Source organism: Clostridium manihotivorum (assembly GCF_004015185.1).
Classification (GTDB): domain Bacteria; phylum Bacillota; class Clostridia; order Clostridiales; family Clostridiaceae; genus Clostridium_AR; species Clostridium_AR manihotivorum.
In genome coordinates, this window is record NZ_CP025746.1 from 5585173 (window position 1) to 5610760 (window position 25588).

The window sequence follows — 25588 nt, forward strand, 5'->3', positions numbered from 1 at the left end:
TTGTCGAACAAGTATAAATTAACTTTGCATATAGAAAATCTAGCTTATCTCATATATGTCTGAGAATTCAATATTAATTCTCTCAATCCTATTATCCTCATTTGTTATAATTGTTGGCGACTGTTGTATCTCTTTAATTTTTACTATTGGTATATCTACTATAAATTCACTTCCATCATTTAAAATACTTTTAGCAGTTACAGTACCTCCATGAAGCTCAACCAAAGACTTTACTAAGGAAAGTCCTATGCCACTACCTTCATGCTCTCTTGCCAAAGACTTGTCTACTTGTCTAAACCTCTCAAATATAATATCTAACTGATCCTCAGGGATACCTTTTCCACTATCTCTTACAGATATCCTAACACTATCTCCCCATAATTCCATTAGCACGAAAATCTTACCGTTGTTATCTGTAAACTTTATGGCATTAGATAGAAGATTTAATATTATTCTTTCTATTTTATCTGGATCACAATATATATATAACTCCTCAATGTAGGTATCAAAAATTACATCTATACCTTTGTTTTCTGCATAAGTTACTACAGACATAGTTATGTCTTCTATAATCTTAACCACATCGTACATGCCGCAATTTAGCTTTAAATATCCAGCATCTATTTTTGTAATATCTATCAAATTATTTATAAGCCTTAAAAGCCTATAGCAATTTTGTCTTAGAACATTACTATATTTATCATAAGGTAATCTTATTTCATTTTGATCATTCCTATACAAATCCAATACTTGTATAACAGAGAATATAACATTTATAGGAGTCCTTAGCTCGTGAGATATATTAGCAAAAAACTCTGTTTTCAATTGATCATATTGAAGTGTTTCATCTAACTTTTTTCTATCCTTTTCATGCTCTTCCTTAAGTTCAATAATCTTTTTCTTCTCAGTTATGTCTCTAGCCAAACAGATTATCTTTGTAAGCTCCCCATCTTCAATTAATGGAGAATAATTTACTTCCAAGTACCTAGCTTCTCCGTAGAAGGAAAAAGAAACTTCATGCCCTCTAACTATAAGCCCCTCATTCAAGTATTTAATTATATTAATTTCACTTTCATAGTCTATATCATCAAATACTTGTTTTAAATACCTATTTAGTATACTATCTCTAGTCTTTCCTAAAAGTTCACACATTGCTGGATTAACATCAGTTATTCTTAGAGTCTTAGAGTCAAGAACATATATCATATCCGGACACATATTAAATATCTCTGTATACTTTCGTTCGCTTTCCTTAAGTTCCTTTTCAGCTAACTTCTTATATGTTATATTTCTAGCACTTATAATAGCTCCATCAATATCCCCATTCTCCTCAACTGGATTGATAACATAATTAACATAAATATATGTATTTTGTCCTGACTCCATCTTACACTCATTTGTAACTGTTTTATTTTGCTCAAAGCAAAGCTTTATGTCACCTAGTACCTTATCTATATCAGCTTCAACAACATTATGAACCCAAGGCACCCTCTTATACTCTTCATAATTGCCTCCAAAAAGATTCGTATATGATGGTGAACAATAATCTATTCTTCCTTCAACATCAATCTTACATATTAAGTCATGTACGCTATCAGTAATCTGTCTAAACTTCTTCTCACTTTTCTGAAGCTGCAAAGACATATCTATAAAATCAGTATTATCATTCATAATGCCTAAATATAAAGTTTTGCCATCTACTATTAATTCACTAACATATGTATTAAAATAAAAAATTTTATTTGGCCCTCTAAGCTTACTTTCACCAGACCATTTCTTTTTTACATCTACAACCTTACTAATCTTATCCATTGAATATTTTTTATTCTTCACTGTAATTACTTCATCAACGTTTTTACCTATTATATTTTCAGAGCCATAGTTTGATTTAACGAAATTTTCAACTGCAGTATTAGCATAATGAATAGTTGAATCTCTATCCAGTATAAAAACGTAATTAGGTGTCTCCTCAAGAATTTTATAATACTTAAGAATATCCTTTTTAACCTCATTTGATTCTTTCGCTGAATCTGCAACTTCTTTATATCTTTCCTTAAGACATATGCATACACCTATTATAACTACAGAAACCGAAAGAAAAAAATAGATATCCGCAAAATAGAAAAGAACAGTTTTTCTTCCCAAATCACAATATGTATAAATATGGTAGAACAGTTCTAAAAGCGTAGCTACTATAAGAAACCCTACCATAGGCTCTTTATACTCTTGTTCTTTCCTAACCAGTACTATAATCAAAACTAATATAGTCAATAAGTTTAATAAGCTTATAGCACTTTTCCCATAGGAAGTTAGATTACATATGTATGGATATACAACTTTAACATCTAAACAATACAAAATAGCACCTATTATTAAACTTATTCCAGAATATAGTTTTAGTTTCTTCCCATTCATATTTGTAGTTATGTCATCATTAAAAATACAAAAGATTATGCCAGAGGCCCCTATTAGGTTAGTAATTGTATATTTTGTACAAATAAAATCTTGGTTATACATATTGAAGATGCTATTTCCACTTCTCAGAACATCTATAGCTTCCATAAGCTTTACCCCAAAAAACACCATTAAGAATAAGCCACAGAATAAAATATAACTTTGTTTAACAGTATCTAAATATATCAAGATTGCCAAAGCTGCAGTAAGGGTCAATATTGCTTCAGCAAGTATTATTCCATCACTATATGATTTTGATATTTTTGTTTCTACACTAGAACCATATTGTAAAAGAATCAGAAAAATGAATGTCATATAAATACTAAAATATGAAATGTGCCTTTCTTGGCTTTTATGATTCATTTTTATTATCCTTCCCCTAAACTTATAAATTTTTATAACTTATATCTCTTGCTACAATAATTTTACCTGTTATATTATCATTTTCAAAAATTAAGTCTGCTATCGATTCAGTCCAAATGTATTTTCCGTTATTTTGCTTAATCCTATGAACTATAGGAACTATATCATTCTTTTTCAAACTAATTAGAAGCTTTGCCTTTATAATATCTTCTGGATGTGTAATTGTAAAAAAGCTTGTTCCAATTATCTCATCTTCATTAAAACCAGTTAAAGAAAAAAATGACTTTGAAGCATAGCTAATTTTCCCCTCTATATCAACTATAAATAGCATATCTTTTATATTTTCTTCAATTAAAAAATAGGACTGTATAAAGTCGCTCATATTTCTTAAATCATTTTCCTTAATGCATTCATTTTCCTGTTCTTCTACTTCTCTATTAGCAAATTCATTCCTGGCTACTACTTCAATATCCTGTTGTGTAATACCTGAATATGCTTCTCTAACTCTTTTGCTCCATAAGAGACCTATGTTTGCTATATGCATTACTAAAATAAATAGTATTATTACCTCTGAACCAATCATATATATTGACTTATTCCCACTGGAAAAAAAACTATAACTCTTAGCAAAAACCGGTAATATTAAGTAATATACTACCTTATGTGAATACTTATCTTTATTACATGCCATACAAACAATTAAGGCGATCACATTTACTAAAACTGTATCTATTATGGTCACAATAATTCTCTGTTCTGATAAATATACGAAGTTTGGCAACAACACATATATATCAACTAAAACTGTCCCCCCTCCTAAAAAAAAGGCTACTACAAGTATTAATATACTTTTCTTCATTGTAGGCGTAAATTTATATTTACTAAACTTAATTGAAAGTAATATCATTAATGGTCTTAATATAGGTCCAAAAACAAATGGATATTTGATATTACTCATCTCCAATATATTATTTACATTATTTATATTTAACCTTAATAGAACTGCTCTAAACATAAACTCAAAACAAAAATATACTATGGAAAAACAAACTGTCAAAAACATAATATTATCTTCTTGAGAAATGTATAAAAAACATAAGTATATACATATTAAAGCAGCAAAAATTATTAATAATCTTATAGAAATAAAAACCTCACTAAAGTTATAATCCTTATACTTATTAAATATACTTATTGATATTACAAACGCTATGGTTAATAAAATCATCAGCATATCTTGTAATCCTACATATTTTGATATTTTTCTATATTTATCTATAAGTGAATCCATATTATTATACCACCTAATACATAAAATGTAATTTACTTATTAATTATACTATTTTATATAATATTTTGAAAAATTTAAATATCGCAATTATCGCTATTTAATTGTTTGTTTTTATTGAAGTGTGCTTAGTATTTTAATTTAATAATAGTAAAAGATATAATTCAGCTTCTCATTCTGATTATTTACTCTTAATACCTCAAAAAATATCATATTTTTATTATTATTGTATGTTCTTGTAACTATCTTAATATTCATATGTTTAGTTGTAAAAAGACCTCATAGCCGACCTTCTTCAGTAAGTTTTTTGTGCATCTGCCTCTCTTAACGAATATGAGGAACATCAACACAGAAAAAAAGCATGTATATCAGGACTTCTACCTCCATCTATACATGCTAACCTTATCATACTTATATTATTTTTTAGTTGCACTCTTATAATATTTACACATTTCCTTAATAGGACATATCTCACACTTAGGATTTCTAGCTGTGCAACATCTTCTCCCGTGAAATATAAGAAGATGATGAGCAAGAGACCACTCTTTTTTAGGCAGCTCCTTTTGAAGCTGCATTTCAACTTCGTATACATCTTCAGATTTCGCAAGACCAATCCTATTAGATACTCTAAAAACATGAGTATCAACTGCTATAGATGGCACTCCAAATGCATTTGAAAGCACCACATTAGCAGTTTTCCTTCCAGCCCCAGCCAATGAAGTTATGCCTTCCATAGTTTTAGGCACTTCCCCATTGTAATTCTCCTTAAGCTGCCTGCACATCATCATTATATTCTTAGCCTTATTTCTATAAAGTCCTATTTGCTTTATTCTTTCCTCTAATTCCTCTTGAGATATCTTTAAAAAATCATCTACTGTTGGATATTTTTCAAATAGATCTTTAGTGACTTCATTAACCTTTTTATCTGTAGTTTGAGCGGAAAGTATTGTAGCTACAAGAAGTTGAAAAGGAGTACCATAATTCAGTTCACACTGTGCATCTGGATATTCTTCTTTTAATAGGTCTAATATATTTTTAGTACTTTTTTTCATTTTTTCATCTCCCCTTTTTAAAGCGTACAATTCGTTCTTTATATTCTTCTAAATACGGTGAATTAAGTTTATACTTTGAAATATCCATGTGTTTATATAAAGCTTTTCTAATAAGTGCATTTCTTATTAAAATATTTTTTCCTCTCCATCCACAAGAGGCATTCTTGAAAGTAGCTTTAAACTCTGAGTTATTAATATTTATTATACTATCCTCACTATTATCTTGCATAAAGTTCAGAGGGTAAAACTCTTCAATAGTTGTTAAATCTATATGTTCATTAAAAGGACATCCCTTTTGGCAGCTATCACATCCAAACATACGACCATCCATTAAAGGAAAAAAGCTATCATCAATTTCTTTCTTTTGTGTTATGTAAGACATACAGATATTAGGATTCTTACTATATGAATTTATAGATTTTGTAGGACAGCTTGCATAACACTTTTCACAAATACCACATTCTTTAAAATTCTTTATATCTTCAAAGGTTCTGCTTGTGGATTGTGGTATAACCAAATCAGTTATTATTTCTCCTAAAAATACATAAGAACCATATTTCTTAGTAATTATCATATTGTTTTTACCTACAAAACCTATACCTGCAAGATAAGCTATATATCTTTCTGGCAAAGTATTGCTATCAGTAAAAGCAATAGCATTTCCTCCTAAGCTATTTATAAATCCAACTACCTTTTCTAAGTAACTATGTACTACATTATGATAGTCCTTGCCTCTAGTATACAAAGAAAATCCATTTTCTATATAATCCGTATCATGCAGATAAGGGAAAGCTATAGATACTATAGTCTTTCCCTCACTCATATAATTATTTGGATTTATTCTCTTTTCTATATCTTTTTCTTCGAATTCATTTTCTAAACTCTTAGCTTTTCTTTCGCTATAAAAGCTTCTTAACTCTTCATAAACTCTACACTCTGCAAAGCCAATTGAATCAAGTCCAAGAGAAGCACAGTACTTTATTATTTCATTTGATAAATCCATAATATTAAATCACCATATTATTATATATTTTCTTTCTTCTTCCCCTATAATCTTCAATCTCGATTATGGGAGTATTTTTCACTATAAATCTGGCTGGTATTCCAACTGCTGTAGCTCCCGCTGGTACATCTTCAAGTACTACTGAGTTTGCACCAATCTTTGCACCATTTCCTACAGTTATAGGTCCAAGAACCTTAGCACCTGTTCCTATAACTACATTATCTCCAACGGTAGGATGTCTTTTACCTTTATCTTTTCCAGTACCTCCAAGAGTAACTCCATGATATATAACAACATCATTGCCTATAACACTAGTTTCTCCTATAACTACTCCCATGCCATGATCTATAAATAAGCCTTTGCCTATCTTAGCTCCTGGGTGTATTTCTATACCTGTAAAAAATCTTACTACTTGGGATATTAGTCTTGCTATAAAGAACATTTTTCTTTTGTAAAACCAACTAGATACTCTGTGTCCATTAACTGCATGAACACTTGGATAAAGTAGTAAAACTTCAAGCCAGCTTCTAGCTGCTGGATCATTTTCAAGTATCTTTTTTATATCGTACCTAAGGTTCTTAAACAATTGTTATCACACCTTTATATTATTCATATAGGCCCATTGAAAGATATTTTTCTCCTCCATCTGGTGCTACAACTAAAATCTTTTTACCTGGTCCATACTCTTTTGCTAATTCTAAAGCAACATGAAGTGCACCACCTGAAGATATGCCTATAAGTACTCCTTCGTTAGCTCCAAAGTTTCTTGCTGCTGCAAATGAATCTTCTTCCTTAACTTGAATTACCTTGTCTACAACATCACTGTTATAGATTTCAGGAACAAATCCAGCTCCTATACCTTGAATCTTATGTGGTCCTGGAGCACCTCCAGAGATTACAGGTGATTTTTCAGGTTCAACTGCTACCACTGTAACATCACTCTTTAACTCTTTTAACTTCTTACCAACTCCAGATATTGTTCCACCAGTTCCAACTCCAGCTACAAATACATCTATATCTGGTAGATCTTTAACTATTTCCTCTGCTGTAGTTGCATAGTGTTTTTCTGGGTTAGCTACATTTAAGAATTGTTGAGGCATGAAATAGCCGTTTTCTTTAACTAATTCTTCTGCTTTAGCAATAGCTCCCTTCATTCCCTTAGCACCTTCTGTTAATACGAGTTCAGCGCCATAAGCTTTAATTAGGTCTCTTCTTTCTTTACTCATTGTCTCAGGCATTACTATTACAACTTTATATCCTTTTAGCTTGCCAATCATAGCTAAAGCTATTCCAGTATTACCACTTGTAGGCTCTACTATAGTATCTCCAACCTTTAATAATCCTAAGCTTTCAGCTTTTTCTATCATTCCATAAGCTGCTCTATCTTTTACACTTCCACCTGGATTAAATTTCTCTAACTTTACATATACTTCTGCGGAATTCTCTCCTGTTAAAGTGTTTACCTTCAATACTGGTGTGTTTCCAAGTAACTCTAATGCATTATTGAATATCATATCTCTCTACCTCCAAAATTATAATTTATTCTTTTTAGATACCCCTAATAATTTATATATTTATATCAAAGATAACTGCTATAAATAGTATAAGTTATCTTTTTATACCTTTGACTTTTTATAGTTATTGAAAAGTCTTGATTTTTTATCCTTCCACTTATAATTGCTACTAAGCCTTACAAGCATACTTACCTACAACTTTATCTAAGAAAACATTCATAAAGAATAAAAAAAAACCTCATCTCCTTATTAGAGACGAAGTAAACTCCGCGATCCCACTCTACTTAGATAAAAATCTCACTCATAAAAAGCACTATCATGCTTTCCTGCTATAACGGGCATTCCCGAGGACACCTACTAAAAATTTCGGCTACCAGCTCCAAAGCGCACTTCTCATAAAATCCAAGTAGAAGATTCACACCATCTCTTCCTCTCTGAAACCTTCATTTATGATACTTTACTTTTTCCTTGCATTTAAAGTTGAGTATTTTGATAAGATTAATCTTAATTTTATTATATGCCATTTGCATTAAATGTCAACTAAATTTTAAATAATATTAAACAGCTTTTTTGGCTTTCTTTCTCCAGGTTGGGAGTAAGAATTCATCCACAATATCATGAATTAAAACTATGCCTACAAGTTTATCCTCCTCATCTGTAACTGGTACAGATAACAGATCATATTTAGTTATTAACTCTATAGCTTCGTCAATATGCAGATTATACTTAATGCTAATAGCACTTCTATCCATTATATCTTTAAGCTTTGTTTCACTACTACTAATAAGTAAGTCCCTTATAGGTACAGCACCTAAAAGCTTTTCGAATTCATCTGTAATATAAATATAATGCATAACTTCATCATCTGGTTTCATTTCTCTTAATAGCTCTATTGTTTCCTTTATTGTTATATCTATATTTACAGATATAAAATCTTTATTCATAATACTACCAACAGTCTCATCTTCATAAGCTAAAAGCTCTTTTACTTCAGCCGCATCTTCTGATTCCAATGATACTAGCACCTTTTCTCTTTCTTCCTCATTGAGCCCCTCTAAAAGATCTGCTATTTCATCGTTAGGCATATTTTCAAGTATCTCTGCTGTCTTTGATACACTTAAATCTCTTATTATAGATCCCTTAAATTCTGGTTCTATCTCTTCTAGTGCATCTGCTACCAAGTCATCATCTAAATTTTCAAATACTTGTTTTCTTTGCTTCTCATCAAGATCTTCTAATATATCTGCTAGGTCAGCAGGGTGCAAAGTAGATAGCTTTTTATAAGGTACTGAAAGCTGTAAACTATCCTTTATTATTTCTAAGGTTTCAACATCATCCCACATCAAAGATTGATCAGTGGCTTCTTTATTCATTAATTTAAGTAAGGTTTTAGCAAAACCTTCAATTCCCATTCTTCTATATCTAGCAATTTGACCTGCTTCCACAGCAACAACTCTGTACTCTCCTGCAATTTCCGCAATTCTTAAATCATTTACTCTTACTACTTTTTTTCCGTTTATATCAACTATTTTTTTATCTAAAAGATTTTGAGTTAGTAAATAGGTATATTTTCTTGGCAATATCTCTTTACTTCCTCTGGTCTCTATTCTTAGTTTTCCACTATCTTTCAAATAAAAATCTATATTTCTAAACTCATAATCAAACACTGAGCCATCTCTCTTTATCTTGTATCCAATAATTCTTGGATAGCCATCTTCTGTTGTAACATATACGTCCTTTAGGATTCCAAGTATATCGTCAAACTCATCGTATACCTTTTTATTTAATAAGAACTATAAAGAATTACAGCTAATCTTTTCATTCTTCTACCTCCCTCAGAAATCAATGAGGGCATAGCTAGAGCTATACTTTAGAATATGTTAAAATTTCGCTGAAGCCACTCATTGTTTATTATTTTATTCAATTGTTCTTGCGACCTACTATGAGGGCCACTCTCCATCTAATTTCACCACCTGATAACCAATTATTTATTGTTATGATTTCACTAAATTTACAATATTATTAATAATATACCGTCTTTTAACTTTCCTAGACAGAAAAAAAGAGCCTTTAAGGCTCTAAAATTCAACTAAATACAGCTAGAAACGTTGAGTTTTAGCACTACAAGACTTAAGACAAAATCGTCTAGCTACATTAAGTTATACCTTGATTCGATAAAACCTGTTGACCCATTGGCATCTCTCGATGTTTCCGGGCAGTAGCGTGCATTCTTGTAGGAGCCTCACCTAACAATTAATTTTTTTTATAAAATACTATTAATAGTACTTTATACATTAATATTATATTACTTTAAGCCCATTTTGCAACCTATAATGTCTAAATTTCCAAAATTATTTTATATATCATTACTTTTTGCAAAATATCGCAAGAAATCTTCAATTTGCTTCATATTCTTCCATTTGACTTTTGACACTTTTATTTTTACCACCATTATGATAATATAACTTAGTGATATAAAGATATGATATTCTATGTGTGTTTATAAATCTTATATCAAGCAAAATCATGAATCTAAAATCCATACTTATTTAGGATATTTTAGTTCATCAAATGATTGTTTGCTTACCAGCAAAATATCTATTAAGGAGTTTTGTAATGAATCTATCAAAAGAATTTTTACCTATTAATAAAGAAGATTTAAAACGACGTAATATAGAGCAATTAGATTTTATAATAGTTACAGGTGATGCCTATGTCGATCATCCTTCCTTTGGTACAGCCATAATTGGAAGAACCTTAGAGGCAAACGGATTTACTGTAGGGGTTATTCCTCAGCCAAACTGGCATGATTCTGAAGATTTCAAAGCTTTAGGAAGACCTAAATATGGATTCCTTGTAAACTCAGGAAATATCGACTCCATGGTAAATCACTACACTGCAGCTAAAAAGAAAAGAAGAGATGATTTTTACTCTCCAGGTGGTGAAGCAGATCATAGACCTGACAGAGCAGTCATCGTATATTGCAATAGAATAAGAGAAGCCTTCAAGGACATTCCCATTATAATTGGTGGTATAGAAGCCTCATTGAGAAGATTTGCTCATTACGATTATTGGGATGATAAAGTAAGAAGAAGCATACTAGTGGATTCTAAGGCAGATCTTTTGAGTTATGGTATGGGCGAGAAAACCATCGTTCAAATAGCTAATCTCTTATCCTATGGAATGGAAGTAAAAAAGATTGCTGATGTAAGAGGAACTTGTTATTTAACTAAGGATATAACTAACCTTAAAGACTATGTTTTAGTTCCTTCCTTTGAAGAAACTCTTTCAAGTAAAGAGGCTTATGGAGAGAGCTATAAACTAGAATCCTACGAACAGGATCCAATAATAGGAAGGACTGTAATCCAGCCACATGGTGATAGATACCTTGTTCAGAATCCTCCTCAACTTCCATTGACAGAAGAAGAGATGGATATAACATATAATCTACCTTATACAAGAACTTATCATCCTATATATGAAGCTAAAGGTGGTATTCCTGCAATAAACGAAGTCAAGTTTTCTATTACCAGCCATAGAGGTTGTTATGGTTCTTGCTCCTTTTGTGCATTAACCTTTCACCAAGGAAGAATAATACAAAACAGAAGTGGTGAATCAATAGTTGACGAAGCTAAGCTTTTAACCACATTAGATGATTTTAAAGGCTATATACATGATATTGGTGGGCCTACCGCTAACTTTAGACATAAGTCTTGTAAAAAGCAAGAAAAGCTTGGAACTTGTAAAGACAAACAGTGTATGTTTCCAAAGCCTTGTAAGAATCTTATAGTTGATCATAGCGAATACTTAAGCGTACTAAAAAGAGTTAGAACTCTTCCTGGAATAAAAAAAGTGTTTATCCGTTCAGGAATAAGATATGATTATTTAATTGAAGATAAAAATAACGAATTTTTCTCAGAACTTTGCAAGCATCATATAAGTGGTCAATTAAAGGTTGCTCCTGAGCATGTAAGCGATAAAGTTTTAGCCCAAATGGGTAAACCAACAAGAGAAGTATATGATAAATTTGTAAAGAAATACTTCCAAGTAAATGAAAAAATCGGCAAGAAACAATTTTTAGTTCCTTACCTTATGAGTTCTCATCCTGGAAGTGATCTAAAGGCTGCAATTGAGCTTGCACTTTACATAAAAGACATGGGATATACACCTGAACAAGTACAAGATTTTTACCCAACTCCAGGAAGTATATCTACTACTATATACTACACTGGCGTTAACCCTTTCACAGGTGAAAAAGTTTATACACCAAAAACTCAAGAAGAAAAGAACATGCAAAGAGCACTACTTCAATTCGCTGTTCCAAAAAATCATAGTTTAGTAAAGAAAGCGTTGCTAAAGGCTGGACGTGAAGACCTTATAGGAAAAGATAAAAACTGCCTTATAGATTGGACTCCTGCTAAAGAAAGAAATCATAAGTCTAATAGTAGTAAGAATCATAATAATGGTTCCAAGTTAAAAAACACTCATGAATCAGAAAGAAACTTAGGTAATGGTGATAAAACTCAAAGAAAGTCTACTACTTCAAATTCAAACAAAAAGCTAAATAATAGTAAGAATAATTCACCAAGGAATAAAAGAGTACACTAAAATTTTATAATTTTCTAAAGAACAAAAAACATCACTGAAGTGACCTTCTTCAGTGATGTTTTTTCCTTGTCTGCCTTTCTACATTCATATAAGAAAGCCTGGCAGGCAGATAAATTTCTTACTGTATACTCCCCTAACAAGCTATTATAAGACCTCACATTATTGCCTTTTAAATAATCCCAATGAATAGTTAAATACTAATACTGTTAGTAGCTCACTTATAATTGAATAGGGATATATATACACTCCAGAAAGCTTTAACATACTTTCTAATATTATAATTATTGAAGTAATTATAAGCAGTCTAAGGCCCTGTTTATTAACAAATCTCCTGTCCATATAAACTATTGAAAGAACCAATATTATCATAGGGCTTAAAATAAATATTAAGGCAGGGATCAACTCCTGGCTAAAGCTGATTACATAACCAAAACTTAAAGATATACTTAAAGTAGGTTCATATATTATAATTATCAAAAAATATATTATTGCGTATATTAATAGAATTGCGTAACTAATAGAAAACTTTAATTTCTCGCTTCTTCTAAATATATAATATGCTGTAAATAAAATTGCTGGTATATAGATATATTGAAGAAAAGCTACGTATTTTATATAGTATATATACTTTTGATCCTGAATAATGGAGAATAAAATCAATGCTACATATCTTACAATCATTAAACTAAGCACCAATAATGATATAAGTTTAATCTTAATAGGTGCAACCTTTAATAGCTTGTCTAACATAAAAACACATAAAAAAATTATAAGTAATAATATTACAAAGTATAGATACACACCCACCATATCACACCTCTTAATATCTTGGTTCCTCTCTTTAATCTGAATAAATAAGTTATAATAACTATTCATGCTATAAAGTCTTTAGAAACTCTTACTTATAATTTATTATGTTATAATCTATTTTATGCCTAAAACCTTTATTCCACCTTCTATACACTGTAAATGCAGCGGAAATCCTGGTCCTTTTTCACCATCTATATCAGTAACTATATCTTCATCAGTTTCTATAGTCAATTCCTTCGTTTTATAGTATATAACCTTAGGATCATCTAGATGTTCACCTCTTATAACTCTTATAAACAAAGGTATTAGATCTTTTATTGATACAGCCTTAAATATTATTACATCTAAATATCCATCCATAACATCTGCACGAGTAGCTAAATTAAAGTTACCTGCAGTCTGACCATTAAAGACTAACATTAGATACATATATCCATCGTATTCAAGCTCTTTTGATGAAATCTTCACCTTTAGCTTTCTAAAGTTAGGTAACTGTTCAAGTCCCTTTAAATAATATGCTAATTTTCCTATCATATTTTTTAGATTTTCATCTGTCTTTTGCGAAACATCGGTAAACAAACCAGTACTTGCTACATTTATAAAGTATTTATCGTTAATTTTACCTATATCTACAGGAGTAGGTTCACTTTCTAATATCCTCTTACAGGCTTCCCCTACCGCTGATGGTATATCTAAAAATTTTGCAAAATCATTTGCTGTTCCTACTGGCAATATTCCAATTGGTAAATCTATATTTTTTGCTTTCATGGCATTAACTAGAGAATCTACAGTACCATCTCCACCAGCTACTAAAATATAATAATAATCTTCATCAATATCGTGCAAAGCTTCCGATATATCAGACTCTTTATTTATTCTATAAGGAACAATTATATAACCATATTTTTGGTGGATTCTTATAACTTTATCTAATTCGTCTAAAATGACATTCTCCCCTGAAAATGGATTATATATAAACTTTACCTTTTTCATGAATACCTCCATAACAACGTATGTAAACTTTTCTCATTTCTTACATCATATTCTTGTAAATTCAATCATTAAACATTATAGCAGAATTATAATCTTATGTCGAGGTTGTCCTAAACACTTATAATTATACCATTTAGCCAATAAACTCCAGTTTTGGTCTAATGCTGCTGTTTATAAAAAAATAAATAATTTCCATAACATAAATACATCAACAAATGGTAACCACTTACATTATATACTCTTTTGTAGATATGTACTACCTTATATATTAATTTAACTAGAAACTCTACATTAAAAAACTTTATAACTTATTTATGTAGTAAAAATAATAATATTGCAAAGAATTATATATATTATAGCCAATTTTAAGATTATTATAGATTTTCATAGTGTACAACTGTCATTTTGTTAATAAAATAACTAAAAATAACGGAATATCTGTATTTTAGCTGGAATATATAAGATTTTACCTCTTATACTTTTATTTAAAATGCGTTATAATTATTTATTGATGATGGAATTATATTTATTTTACTAGGAGTGATTATATGAGAAAAAGTAGTATCCCTAATTATTTCACCTTTGCCAATCTATCTTTCGGAATTTTTTCAATACTTGCCACATTAAATGAAGATTATTTCTTAGCAGCAATATTTGTAATTATAGCTGCGCTAATTGATAGATATGATGGAAGAGTTGCTCGCTTTCTTAACGTATCTAGTGAACTAGGAAAAGAACTAGATTCCTTAGCTGACTTGGTATCTTTCGGAGTTGCACCTGCTATACTAATATATACACAGCATAGTTTAAATATACTTGGACCTAAAGGGTTATTTGGCTATTGCGCACTAATAATTTTCCCTATATGCGGAGCATTCAGACTAGCAAGATATAACTTATCAGAATTTGATGGAGTTTTTACAGGAATTCCAATAACTATAGCTGGAAGCATTATGGCAATCTTTTCTTTAATTACAACAAGATACTTTGTACCAACAGCATTACCTGTAATATTGATGCTAATCTTTTCTTACTTGATGATATCAAATTTAAAGTTAAAAAAACTTTAAGATAGTAAAAAAACAAAAAGCTCGCTGAAGAAAGTCTTTTCAGCGAGCTTTTTTGCATCTCTTCCTGCCCTAATTCATATGAAGAAGCTCTACCACTCATCATAGTCATCTTAATCTTCTGGATTCTTTTTATCATCATCACATTTCTTATCATAAGGATTTTCATCTTTATCTTCACAACTATCATGATCATCATCACAATCCTTATCTTCCTCATGACTATCATCATCATTGCCTTTATTAATCTTTCTCCTTTTTCTTGTTGGAGGTGGCTTAATAGGAGGCCTTCCTTGGTTATTGGCCTGCTGCTGCGCTGGCCCTCCACTGGAATTTTGAAATAGTAATTCATTATCTATTTCCGTTAATATTATAGATTTCTGTGCTGTCTTTAAGGCTATTACATCTGCCTTCATCCTTATATAGTCAAGATAACAACACTCCACACTCTGAATAACGTTAAGTAATACATCTATAATATCCCCTAGCTGGTTTGCTCTTTTTATAGCATCTCTTACTTCTTTCTTTCTAGCTAGTGCAATCCCGTTAAGTTCCCCTGCACCACCTATAAGCAATCTATATGAATTAACATACTTTGTTAAAAGGTCAGTCAAGTTATTAACTTCTAAAAAATACGAGTCAAAAAGTTCCTTGAAGCTTTCCATTAAATCACCTTAATATTGCTATCATAACAATATATTAAAATACATTGTATTTAATTCCTTCTAAAAAACGCTAATTTCCCTAATATCAGCATATATCCTCCTAAGAAGTAAAAATATAGCTAAGGCTTTTAACCTTAGCTATATTCTTATATGTTATTACAAAGTATTTCATTTATAAACTCATCGTCAACTTCTTTAAACAGTTCCTTATACAAATCCTCATCCTTACTTTTCCTTAAAGCTTCATCTTTAACTGCATCCTCTGAAAAGTCAAATACCTTTATATCTTTCATCACAACTGGAAAGAAATATTCTTCTGCATATGAGAACTTCATAAACTCTTCCTCCTACTCTTTCTTACCTTCTCCATATGGTTCAAAATACGCTCTTGGGAACTTACACAAAGGACATACTTCTGGAGCTTCCTTGCCTTCATAGATATATCCACAATTTAAACATCTCCAAAAAGTTTCACAGTTAGACTTAAATACTGTTCCACTTTTAACTTTTTCATATAGTTCTTTAAATCGTTCCTTATGGCTTTCTTCCACTTCTCTAAGTTCTTTGTAAAAATTAGCAATGGATTCAAAACCTTCTTTTCTAGCAACCTCTTCAAACTCCTTATAGATCTTGTCTGTCTCTTCTCCCTCTCCCATAACAGCATCTAGGAGGTTATCTTCAGTAGACTTTATCATCCCCAAATATCTTCCCCATGCTTCTCTAGCATGAGCATATTCATTGGATGCAGTCATATCAAAAATTTGTCCTATCCAAACAAAACCCTCTTGCCTAGCTTTCTCTGCATATAAATTATATTTGTTTCTAGCTCTAGACTCTCCAGCAAAAGTTTTAAGCAGATTTTTTAAGGTTTCACTATCCTTTAACTTCATAAAAATTCTCCCAAAAATACTTCACACATTAGTATATTCACCAACTTGCTTATTGTTCTTCTTTTTCGCTGTATGTCCTAATAAGATGTTATCCTCACCTAAATATTACTAGGTTTAGGTTATAAAAAACTTATATTCCTCTAGAAAGCAAAAAATCGCGGTTTATTCCGCGATTTTTCATTTTGTAGTTATTTTCTTACCTTCATCACATATTAAGGAAACTTCCTGTAAGTCTTTATTCTTTGTAACCAAAACTACCTTATACCCCCATAGCTCCTGAACATACTTCAAGGTTTCTTTAGCATAAACAATATCTAGCTCCCTACCATCAAAAACATGCTCTAGAGTAAGGGTATTATCTCTTCTATTTAAATCTATAACCCTTATATATGGTATACTTCCGACTCCGCAGTTAGATGCTATAGTATCTCTTATCTTTTTCCAACCATTTTCGTCTGAAACCTCATCTACGACAAAATCAAAACCTTTCTTTGCATACTGAAACAAATTAAGTTCAACGCATAATTCCTCTGTAAGATACTTTCTTAAAAACGAATTATCTCTCTCAATAGCTCTAACTTCAAAAATCTTATCTCTGCCATATCTTCTTTCAATATCCTCAAGAACTCTAAATCCTACATAATATGGATTTAAGCCACCTAACATTGGAGCAACTACATCGTTGTGTCTCTTCAAAAACTCAAAATGTAACTCTTGAGGAAGTTCTAACTTTTTAAGTATATTATAATGCCAAAAACTAGCCCATCCCTCATTCATAGTTTTTGTCTCGATCTGTGGTAAAAAATACAGTGTCTCTCTTCTAACTATACTTAAAAGACTTTTCTCCCAATCTTCCAAACTACCATAATCTATTATAAATTGAATCAAATCATCTTCTGGACTAAGTGGAATTTTTGACAAATTAGGTTCTTCAATTGGATCATTGCTATCCAATATTCCCCTACTCTCAATCTTTCTAGAGAAATCATCGATAAGCCTCCTACGCTGCTCACTCTGAGATATTTTCTTTTCTCCAATAACTCTACTAATCTGATATCTTACTGCATGAGCAGCATCTAAAACTCTTTCAACTCTTTGGTAGCCGATGCTAGGGTTATTTATATACCTTCTTACAGTTTCAGCATCCAACTTAAACATCTCTAAGGTATTATTAGCATCAGTCCCCTCTTTAAACAATCTATTGTTTTTAAAGAAATCATTATGTCCATATACATGAGCCATAGTTAATATCTGAAGGAGTAATGTGTTATCCTTCATTAGATATGCTAAACTAGGATTCGAATTAATTACCATCTCATATGGTAGTCCAGTTAAATTTAATGAATACAAAGTCTTATTCTTTTCATAGGCTTTTCCATAACTCCAATGAGGATATCTTGATGGCATTCCCACATAAGCTTCATAGCTTAGCATTTCATTATATCCTATTATCTCGAATTCTTGAGGATAGAAATCAAGACCTACTTCCTTTGCAGTCTGTTCTATTAAAATGTTCCATTTCTCTAAATCTCTAACTGTATAATCCATCACCCTTCCTCCTTAAGCTCCTTAGATAGCATAAACTTCAATGCATTCCATAGGTCTTTCTTTTCTTTTACTACAACCATTGCAAAATTTTTCTTCTTTATTTCCTTTAAAAATCTATAATACATGGTTGTAGAATAAGTAGAAGGTAGTAATTCAGCATAACCAAATAAATTACTTATTTCGCATAAGTCATTTACCGCTTTTATTGCTCTTTCATTGTCTTCACTCCAGTTATCACCATCAGATGCATAAAAAGGGTATATATTCCACATATCTGGAGGATATTTCTCTCTTATAACTTCTAATGCTTTATTTAGCCCTGAGGATATATACGTACCACCGGATTCAGCCTTATGAAAAAATTCATACTCATTGACAACTTTAGCTAAGGTTGTGTGAGATATAAACTCAAAAGCTATATTGTTATACTTTCTTCTTATAAACCTTGATAATACAAAGAAAAATGAACGAGCCAAGAATTTCTTAGAGTTATCCATAGATCCAGATACATCCATTATAAACAGCATTACTGCATTACTTTCTTTTTTAGGTTTTTTCTTAACCTTATAGTATCTTAGATCCTCTTCTCTAAAAGGAAATCTATCAACCTTTCCGTTTTCACCGATTTCCATTAAAGCTCTCTTCTTCCCCTGCTTTCTTGCAATCTTAGCCATTACTGTTTTCTTCTTAGCAAGTCTTGGATTAATACCATACTTTTGATATCCTCTTTTTCTTCCAGCACTTTCTACAATTATCTCGGAATACTTTTTCCTGTCCAGGTTAGGTAGATCAAGGTCTTCAACAATATAGTCTAATAGTTCCTCAAGAGTTATTTCGGTTTCATATATGTCCTCACCCTCTTGATTGCCAGCAGAGCCGGGGCCGTTACCCCCTTGCTCTGAAGCCTTTCCTACCTTATCCCCTCTTTTTTCTTCTCCTGTTCCACTAGCTACACCGCCGTTATTGTTGCCGTAAACAAACTGATATTCCTTTATCCCTCTTATAGGAATTTTGAACTTTTTATTCTTAGATTCACCAATTATACTTTCTTCTGAAAGTATATCTCCTAGATTTTCTTTTATAGACTTTTCAACTAACTGCCTATGCCTTCTTCTATCCTCTATAGCTCTGTCATGTTCTACTGGATTTTCTGCATGATCTCTGAATATAGCCATAGTATCAATCCTTCCACAAGTTGTTTGCAGCATACTTCAATATGACATCGCAGCAATGATCACAGTATCCATTTGCCTTCATTTCTTCAACCATAGCATTATACTTTTCATCTTGTTCTTTATCTCTAACTCTAGACTTAGTTATTATTCTAGAAAGATCCTTAACTGAAGCTGTGAGTTTTTTCTCAATAGCTTCTTTTAGAGGTTCATAAGCAGTGTAATCAATATGTCCGCCATTTCTTACAACGTAGAACATATAAGAAGTTACATCAGATCTAAAGCCTTTAGCTGAACTTTCTGATATACCAATCTGCTCTTCTATGCTTCTCATAAAACTTTCGTCTGGATTCAATTCCTCGCCAGTAGAATTATCCTTAAGCTTAGTTTTGTTCACATAAGCTTCTGCATTATCTATATAGTTATTAAATAGGCTTTCGGCTTGTTCTCTAAAGGAATGGATAAAGGCTTTAGTAATCTCTTTTTCAAGAATCTTATTATATTCTTTTCTTAGGGTATCCTGTATGAATCCAAGGTATTTCTTCTTCTCTTCTTGAGAAATATCTAAGTCCTTAACTGACTTTATTATGCTTTCCATTATACTTAAAGGATTTATACAAGGATACTCTGAGCTTGAAAGCGCATTATCAATAGCCTTTATGATAAATCTTGTTGAGATTCCCTTCATACCTTCATTTGGACCTGCTTCTTCTTTAAGCTCTAAAAGGTCTATTCGCTTTGTAGAACCTTTTTCAACTATATCTTCTCCATTGTAAATCTTAAGCTTTGTTATAGGGTCTACCTTTGCTGATGGAGATAACCTAGAAAGTATTGCAAACATTGCAGCAACTTCTATGGTATGAGGTGATATATGAGCATTGAAATTACTCTTCTTTAATATCTTCTCATATATCTTCTTTTCTTCATTTAATTCCATACAATATGGAACTTCTATCTTAACTATTCTATCTAAAATTGCTTCATTTGTATGATCAGACTTAAATTTGTTCCACTCAGCCTCATTTGAATGAGCTATTATCAAACCATCGAAATAAATCATAGAACCCTTACCAGGTGATGGAATGGACTTTTCTTGGGTTGCTGTTATTATAGTATGAAGATATTCAACATCATTTTTAAATACTTCTATAAACTCAACCAAACCTCTATTACCTACGTTAAAGGCACCATTAAGTGAGAATATCCTTGGATCATCCTCAGGATACATATCCATTTTAGATATGTCTACAGCACCAGTTAATATAGATGTATCTTGATTGTTAGGATCTACTGGAGGTACAACTCCAATTCCCTTTCTTGATCTTATAGAAAAGCCCTTTGTTTCTACTGGAAAATCTTCATATCTTCCATTAAAATCATTCATTAGTCTATATCTGCAGACAGGACATAGATCACCTTCTATCTGAACTCCCAACATTTCTTCAAATTTAGGTCTAAGGTGCTTAGGTATTAGATGAAGTGGCTCTTCATGCATTGGGCACCCTTCGATAGCATAAATTGGCTCTGCAATTTCTAAAGCTTTTTTTAGAGCTTCTACTAATGAAGATTTTCCTGCTCCAACAGGTCCAACTAAATAAAGAACTTGTCTTGCCTCTTCACCCTTCATAGAAGCTGAATAGAAATAATTTACAAGCTTCATTAAGATTTTGTCTATTCCAAAGAAGTCACTTTCAAAAAAGTTGTATTTTTTTATTATCTCGTTACCATATATCTTTCTAACCCTTGGGTTTTCTTCCGGTTTTAATATTTTTACACCTTTATTAACTATGATGTCGTAGATTCTCTTATGCGCCAACTTTGCTACATCTGGGTTCTGCTTAACTATCTCCAAATAATCTAGGAATGTACCCTTAAACTTCTGCTTATTATGTTTTTCTCTATCACTTTCAATAAAATGCTTAAAATCCATATACATCTCCCTCCTTTTATAAAAATATATTCAAAGGGACAAACTATCTATGCCTAATATGGATTTAATTATGGAAAAAAAATAGCTAAAGCGAACTTCTTTAGCTATTTTTTTTGCGCATCTGCCTTTTCTGAACGTATGTGAAGAAATTCTGGCAGGCGACATATTTTATTTTTTTATTCTTTCTTCTATCTTTGCATTTAAGCCATCTATACATATTTATATACAGCTTTATATAAGTTTTAATTTCTAAAGAATAAAAAATAGCTAAAGCGAACTTCTTTAGCTATTTTTTTGCGCATCGCTTAGCAATATAAAAAGTTGTATAATGCTCCAATTAAATTTGCATCGTTTTCAAAAGCACATTTTTCAACAATGATATCTAGTTTAGCATACTCACTCTTCATCTTACTTAGTCTTCCGTTTACTATATCATAGAAGTCTTGTCTACTACTTATAGCCCCTCCTATTAATATTTTTTCCGGGTCTATTATATACTGTAGATTGAATATACCTCTAACCAAATAGTTATACCATTTATCAATAGCTTGCTTTACCTCTTCATCTCCTTGTTCGGCCATTTCAAAGACCTTTTTCCCATTAAGCTCTTCAACTTCAATACCTTTAACCTTAGCAACTCTCTTTACTAACGAAAAAGTAGATCCAGTATTACTCCAAGTATGTTCATCTATGCCATCACTATCATCCATTAGCATATATCCAAACTCTCCACCATGGAGATTCTTGCCTCTAAGGATTTTTTTATTAACAACAACACATCCTCCTATGCCAGTCCCTATAACTACACATATGAAGTTCTCACAATCCTTTGCAGCACCAAGCCATCCCTCAGCAAGACCAGCACAGTTTGCATCATTTTCTATTGAAACTCTTACCTGAGTTCTATTAGAAAGTAAATCTTTTATATTAGGTCCATGTATGTATTGGATTGCGCTTGCACCATATATAATTCCACTTTTAGGTTCAGCTGCTCCTGGCAGACTACATGCTAGTCCAACAATTTCATGGTTTTCTTTAAAATTATCAACTATATTCCCAACAGTATCGATAAACTCTTCTATTCCAGTATCAGGAGTTTTTACACTTCCTTTTTCATAAAACTTCCCTTCACCATCCATTAGAGCATACTTAATTGAAGATCCTCCTACATCAATAACTACATATTTTCCCATAATAACTCCCCTTTTGTAAACATTGTCATAATTATATTATGATACAAAAACAAAAAAAATCAAAGAACTTTTTTCTCTGACTTATCTCTCTTCTTATACTTGAAATATTATTGAAATTAAGTGGTTATGAAGGAGATGCTCTATGAGCGAGCAAATTATATTAATTCTTTGCGCAAGCTCATCCAAGCATCGGATGACTAACTACTTAATTTCAATATATTCTTTTTCTCAATTTACTTTGCTTTTTATTAAAGTGTGGTTATGTACTACTCTAAGCACCCTATCTCCATACTTCTCAATCTTCTTCTCTCCAACACCTCGTATGTTCATTAATTCTTCCCTGCTCTTAGGTCTCAGATTTGCAATCTGTATAAGAGTTGAATCAGAAAATATTATGTAAGGTTTCACCTTTTCACTTTGAGACAGGTCTCTTCTAAGTATTCTTAGCTTCTTAAACAATTCTTGATCTAACACCGTATCGTCCACAGAATCTTTAAGCCTAGCCATAACCTTCTCTTTTCCTTTAAGTATATTGATAGACTTACTATTAAGCCTTATCATGGAATAAGTTCCTTCTTTTCTGTCTACATAACCTTCTTCTATAAGAGTCTGAATTACATCCTTTATGAATTTACTACTATACTCTTGCATAATTCCATAAGTTGAAAGCTCATTCAATTTATTATCTATTATCTTAGGTCCAGAAAACCCTCTTAATATATCTACTATTACTGAAATTCCATACCTTTCCTTAGTTCTATACAAACAGGATAGTATCTTCTGAGCCTCAACAGTTATATCTCTTAACTCATCACTGTTTAAGCAGTTTGAACAGTTGTTACAATATTGTTTTACTGTTCCTTCTCCAAAGTAATTTAGTATAAACTGTCTATAACAGTTCTGAGTCTCGCAGAAATCTACCATTGCCTGCAGCTTTCTTAGCTCTATCTCTCTTCTATTAAGTAAGGTTGACGTATTGATCATATACTCCATAGAGGGGATATCCTCTCTAGAATATAATAGATGACAATCGCATTTTTCACCGTCTCTGCCACCTCTACCAATTTCTTGATAGTAGTTTTCTATATTCTTAGGCAATGAGAAATGAATTACATACCTTACATTTGACTTATCAATTCCCATACCAAAAGCATTGGTGGCTATCATTATTTCCTTTCTATCAAAAAGAAAATCATCTTGAAAAGCTTCCTTTTCTTCATCTTTAAGTCCACTGTGATACTTAGCTACATTGTATCCTCTTTCCTTAAGGTAACTATACAATCCATCTACGTCTTTTCTTCTAGAACAATATATTATTCCAGACTCTTCTTCCCGATCTCTTATTACATCTTTAACGAATTCAAGCTTATCTACTTCTTTATGAATATTTATAGATAAATTATCTCTATTAAAACTACTTATATGTAGATATGGGTTTATTAGGCCCAATAACTTAACACTATCATTTCTTACCTCTTCGGTGGCAGTAGCTGTAAAGGCTGTTATTACCGGTCTCTTTGCTAATGAATTTACGAAGGGAAGTATGAATCTATAGCTTTTCCTAAAATCATGTCCCCATTGAGATACACAATGAGCTTCATCTACAGCTATCTGTGATATATTTAAACTCCTAATTAGCTTAACAAAGTACTCCATTTCTAATCTCTCTGGCGATATATATATTAGCTTATATTTTCCTATAAGCGAATCTTCTATAATTTCTATTATTTTATTCTTATCTATAGTGCTATTAATGAAAGCAGCATTTATTCCCACATCTTTTATACTATCAACTTGATCCTTCATAAGAGAAATTAGTGGAGAAATTACCAAAGTCACGCCCCCCATAAGAATGGCTGGTATTTGATAGCAGATAGACTTCCCACCTCCAGTAGGCATAACCGCAAATACATCTTTTCCACTTAATATAGTTTCAATTATTTCTCTTTGGCCTTTTCTAAAGCTAGAAAAGCCAAATACTTTTTTTAATACCCTCAATGTATTATCCATCTTTGACTCCCACTAATCTGACTTTTTAATACATACCCTTTCAAGCAAAGACTTCTAAATTATATATTGAAGCTATACTTGCATATATATCACTTCATAATAAAACTTATAATTTCGGATTGAATCAGTATATCTTTATAAATAATCTTATTCTAGCATAAGATACTCATCTGATTAAACTAGTATTAATCAGTAAACTATATCTTAATTATAGCTTTTAATCATGGTTATTTCTATAGCTATTCTAAACCCATAATTTTGCTAGGATTATATATTGAAAAATTTCACCCTAAATAATAAAAAATGAACCAGCTTACTTATGGTAAACTGATTCATTTCAATACTATATAATAAAATTACCATTATTAAAAATTATTGACGGAAAGCATTTATCCTATACTAGCTTTGAAGCTCTTAACTGTAGCTTCTACATCTTCTGCATCCAATATGGTAGATACAGTACATATGCCGTCTACCACTTCAATAATCTCCCTACTAAGATTGTCTAGAGTTATACCTCCAATTCCATATATAGGTATATCCACAATGTCCCTTATTTCTTCAAGCTGCTTTAAGCTTATTCCAACAGCATTCTTCTTAGTCTTTGAAGGAAACAAGGCCCCTACTCCCAAATAGTTAGCTCCTTCTCTTTGAGCTACTATAGCTTGCTCTTTGTTCTTAGTTGTAGCACCTATTATAAAGTTATTCCCACATATACTTCTTGCTGTCTTTACCATCATATCTTCTTGACCTAAATGAACTCCATGAGCTTCTACTGCCAGTGCAACATCTATTCTGTCATTTACTATGAAGGTGCAAGCATATACTTCACATAAAGCCTTAAGAACTTTTGCCTCTTCTACAAGTTGCCTAGTAGATTTATCCTTAGCTCTATATTGCACAATATCAACACCTGCTTTTAAAGCCTGTTCGGTTTTTATCAGCATAGCATCAAAGGGCATTAAATAATCAGTTATTAGATATAACTTCTTAGAATATCCATCCATATAAATCTCACCTCTAATTCA

The 25588-nt window shown here is 31.5% G+C and carries 18 protein-coding genes, 1 pseudogene, 1 riboswitch and 1 other annotated feature; of the genes and pseudogenes, 2 read left to right on the plus strand and 17 right to left on the minus strand.

All coding sequences use genetic code 11. The features are described 5' to 3' along the window. Positions 1-39 precede the first annotated feature (39 nt). From C1I91_RS24855 to C1I91_RS24885, 7 genes and pseudogenes are all read right to left on the minus strand, one after another. Positions 40-2769: a sensor histidine kinase gene (locus C1I91_RS24855; RefSeq protein ID WP_164880653.1), complete on the minus strand. Its 2730-nt coding sequence runs from the start codon at positions 2767-2769 to the stop codon at positions 40-42. Positions 2770-2839: 70 nt separating this feature from the next. Beyond that, entirely contained in the window at positions 2840-4108 is a 1269-nt protein-coding gene (locus C1I91_RS24860; RefSeq protein ID WP_128215322.1) for a PAS domain S-box protein, read from the minus strand. Positions 4109-4521: 413 nt separating this feature from the next. After that, the gene (nth, locus tag C1I91_RS24865) at positions 4522-5157 is read right to left on the minus strand and encodes an endonuclease III (protein WP_128215323.1); all 636 of its coding nucleotides are present in this window, start codon (positions 5155-5157) and stop codon (positions 4522-4524) included. A 4-nt stretch (positions 5158-5161) separates the two neighbouring features. Then, entirely contained in the window at positions 5162-6160 is a 999-nt protein-coding gene (gene queG / locus C1I91_RS24870; RefSeq protein WP_128215324.1) for a tRNA epoxyqueuosine(34) reductase QueG, read from the minus strand. Positions 6161-6164: 4 nt separating this feature from the next. After that, positions 6165-6746 (minus strand): serine O-acetyltransferase EpsC, encoded by a 582-nt coding sequence (gene epsC, locus C1I91_RS24875; protein ID WP_128215325.1) that lies wholly within the window; start codon positions 6744-6746, stop codon positions 6165-6167. A gap of 19 nt (positions 6747-6765) precedes the next feature. Continuing rightward, positions 6766-7674, minus strand: a complete 909-nt coding sequence (gene cysK / locus C1I91_RS24880; protein WP_128215326.1) for a cysteine synthase A — start codon at positions 7672-7674, stop codon at positions 6766-6768. Positions 7675-7922: 248 nt separating this feature from the next. Next, positions 7923-8152, minus strand: a binding site (T-box leader). Between the two features lie 79 nt (positions 8153-8231). Continuing rightward, positions 8232-9496, minus strand: a pseudogene (locus C1I91_RS24885) (magnesium transporter). A gap of 269 nt (positions 9497-9765) precedes the next feature. Then, positions 9766-9935: riboswitch (M-box (ykoK) riboswitch) on the minus strand. A 355-nt stretch (positions 9936-10290) separates the two neighbouring features. Here C1I91_RS24885 and C1I91_RS24890 point away from each other — a divergent pair. Then, on the plus strand, positions 10291-12282 hold the full coding sequence (locus tag C1I91_RS24890) for a YgiQ family radical SAM protein (protein ID WP_128215328.1): 1992 nt from the start codon (positions 10291-10293) through the stop codon (positions 12280-12282). A gap of 924 nt (positions 12283-13206) precedes the next feature. Here the strand turns inward: C1I91_RS24890 and C1I91_RS24895 are convergent. Next, positions 13207-14085, minus strand: a complete 879-nt coding sequence (locus C1I91_RS24895) for a YegS/Rv2252/BmrU family lipid kinase (RefSeq protein ID WP_128215329.1) — start codon at positions 14083-14085, stop codon at positions 13207-13209. A 548-nt stretch (positions 14086-14633) separates the two neighbouring features. Between C1I91_RS24895 and pssA the strand changes: the two genes are divergently transcribed. Beyond that, positions 14634-15155 (plus strand): CDP-diacylglycerol--serine O-phosphatidyltransferase, encoded by a 522-nt coding sequence (gene pssA / locus C1I91_RS24900; protein WP_128215330.1) that lies wholly within the window; start codon positions 14634-14636, stop codon positions 15153-15155. Positions 15156-15265: 110 nt separating this feature from the next. On the opposite strand, the gene C1I91_RS28630 is transcribed toward pssA, so the two are convergent. From C1I91_RS28630 to thiE, 9 genes are all read right to left on the minus strand, one after another. After that, positions 15266-15817 (minus strand): hypothetical protein, encoded by a 552-nt coding sequence (locus C1I91_RS28630; protein ID WP_205694254.1) that lies wholly within the window; start codon positions 15815-15817, stop codon positions 15266-15268. Positions 15818-15963: 146 nt separating this feature from the next. Then, positions 15964-16152: a hypothetical protein gene (locus C1I91_RS24910; RefSeq protein ID WP_128215331.1), complete on the minus strand. Its 189-nt coding sequence runs from the start codon at positions 16150-16152 to the stop codon at positions 15964-15966. 12 nt (positions 16153-16164) lie between these two features. Next, on the minus strand, positions 16165-16707 hold the full coding sequence (locus C1I91_RS24915; protein WP_128215332.1) for a rubrerythrin family protein: 543 nt from the start codon (positions 16705-16707) through the stop codon (positions 16165-16167). 177 nt (positions 16708-16884) lie between these two features. Continuing rightward, complete coding sequence (locus C1I91_RS24920) at positions 16885-18255, minus strand: SpoVR family protein (protein WP_128215333.1); 1371 nt, start codon at positions 18253-18255, stop codon at positions 16885-16887. After that, a complete protein-coding gene (yhbH, locus tag C1I91_RS24925) occupies positions 18255-19430 on the minus strand; it encodes a sporulation protein YhbH (RefSeq protein WP_128215334.1) in 1176 nt (391 codons plus the stop codon). Before yhbH ends, C1I91_RS24920 begins: the two co-directional genes overlap by 1 nt. Positions 19431-19434: 4 nt before the next feature. After that, the gene (locus tag C1I91_RS24930) at positions 19435-21357 is read right to left on the minus strand and encodes a PrkA family serine protein kinase (protein ID WP_128215335.1); all 1923 of its coding nucleotides are present in this window, start codon (positions 21355-21357) and stop codon (positions 19435-19437) included. Positions 21358-21662: 305 nt separating this feature from the next. Then, positions 21663-22550: an ROK family protein gene (locus tag C1I91_RS24935; RefSeq protein ID WP_128215336.1), complete on the minus strand. Its 888-nt coding sequence runs from the start codon at positions 22548-22550 to the stop codon at positions 21663-21665. Between the two features lie 228 nt (positions 22551-22778). Continuing rightward, positions 22779-24560 (minus strand): DNA helicase RecQ, encoded by a 1782-nt coding sequence (gene recQ, locus C1I91_RS24940; protein ID WP_128215337.1) that lies wholly within the window; start codon positions 24558-24560, stop codon positions 22779-22781. A 389-nt stretch (positions 24561-24949) separates the two neighbouring features. Next, positions 24950-25567, minus strand: a complete 618-nt coding sequence (thiE, locus tag C1I91_RS24945; protein ID WP_128215338.1) for a thiamine phosphate synthase — start codon at positions 25565-25567, stop codon at positions 24950-24952. Between the last annotated feature and the right edge of the window lie 21 nt (positions 25568-25588).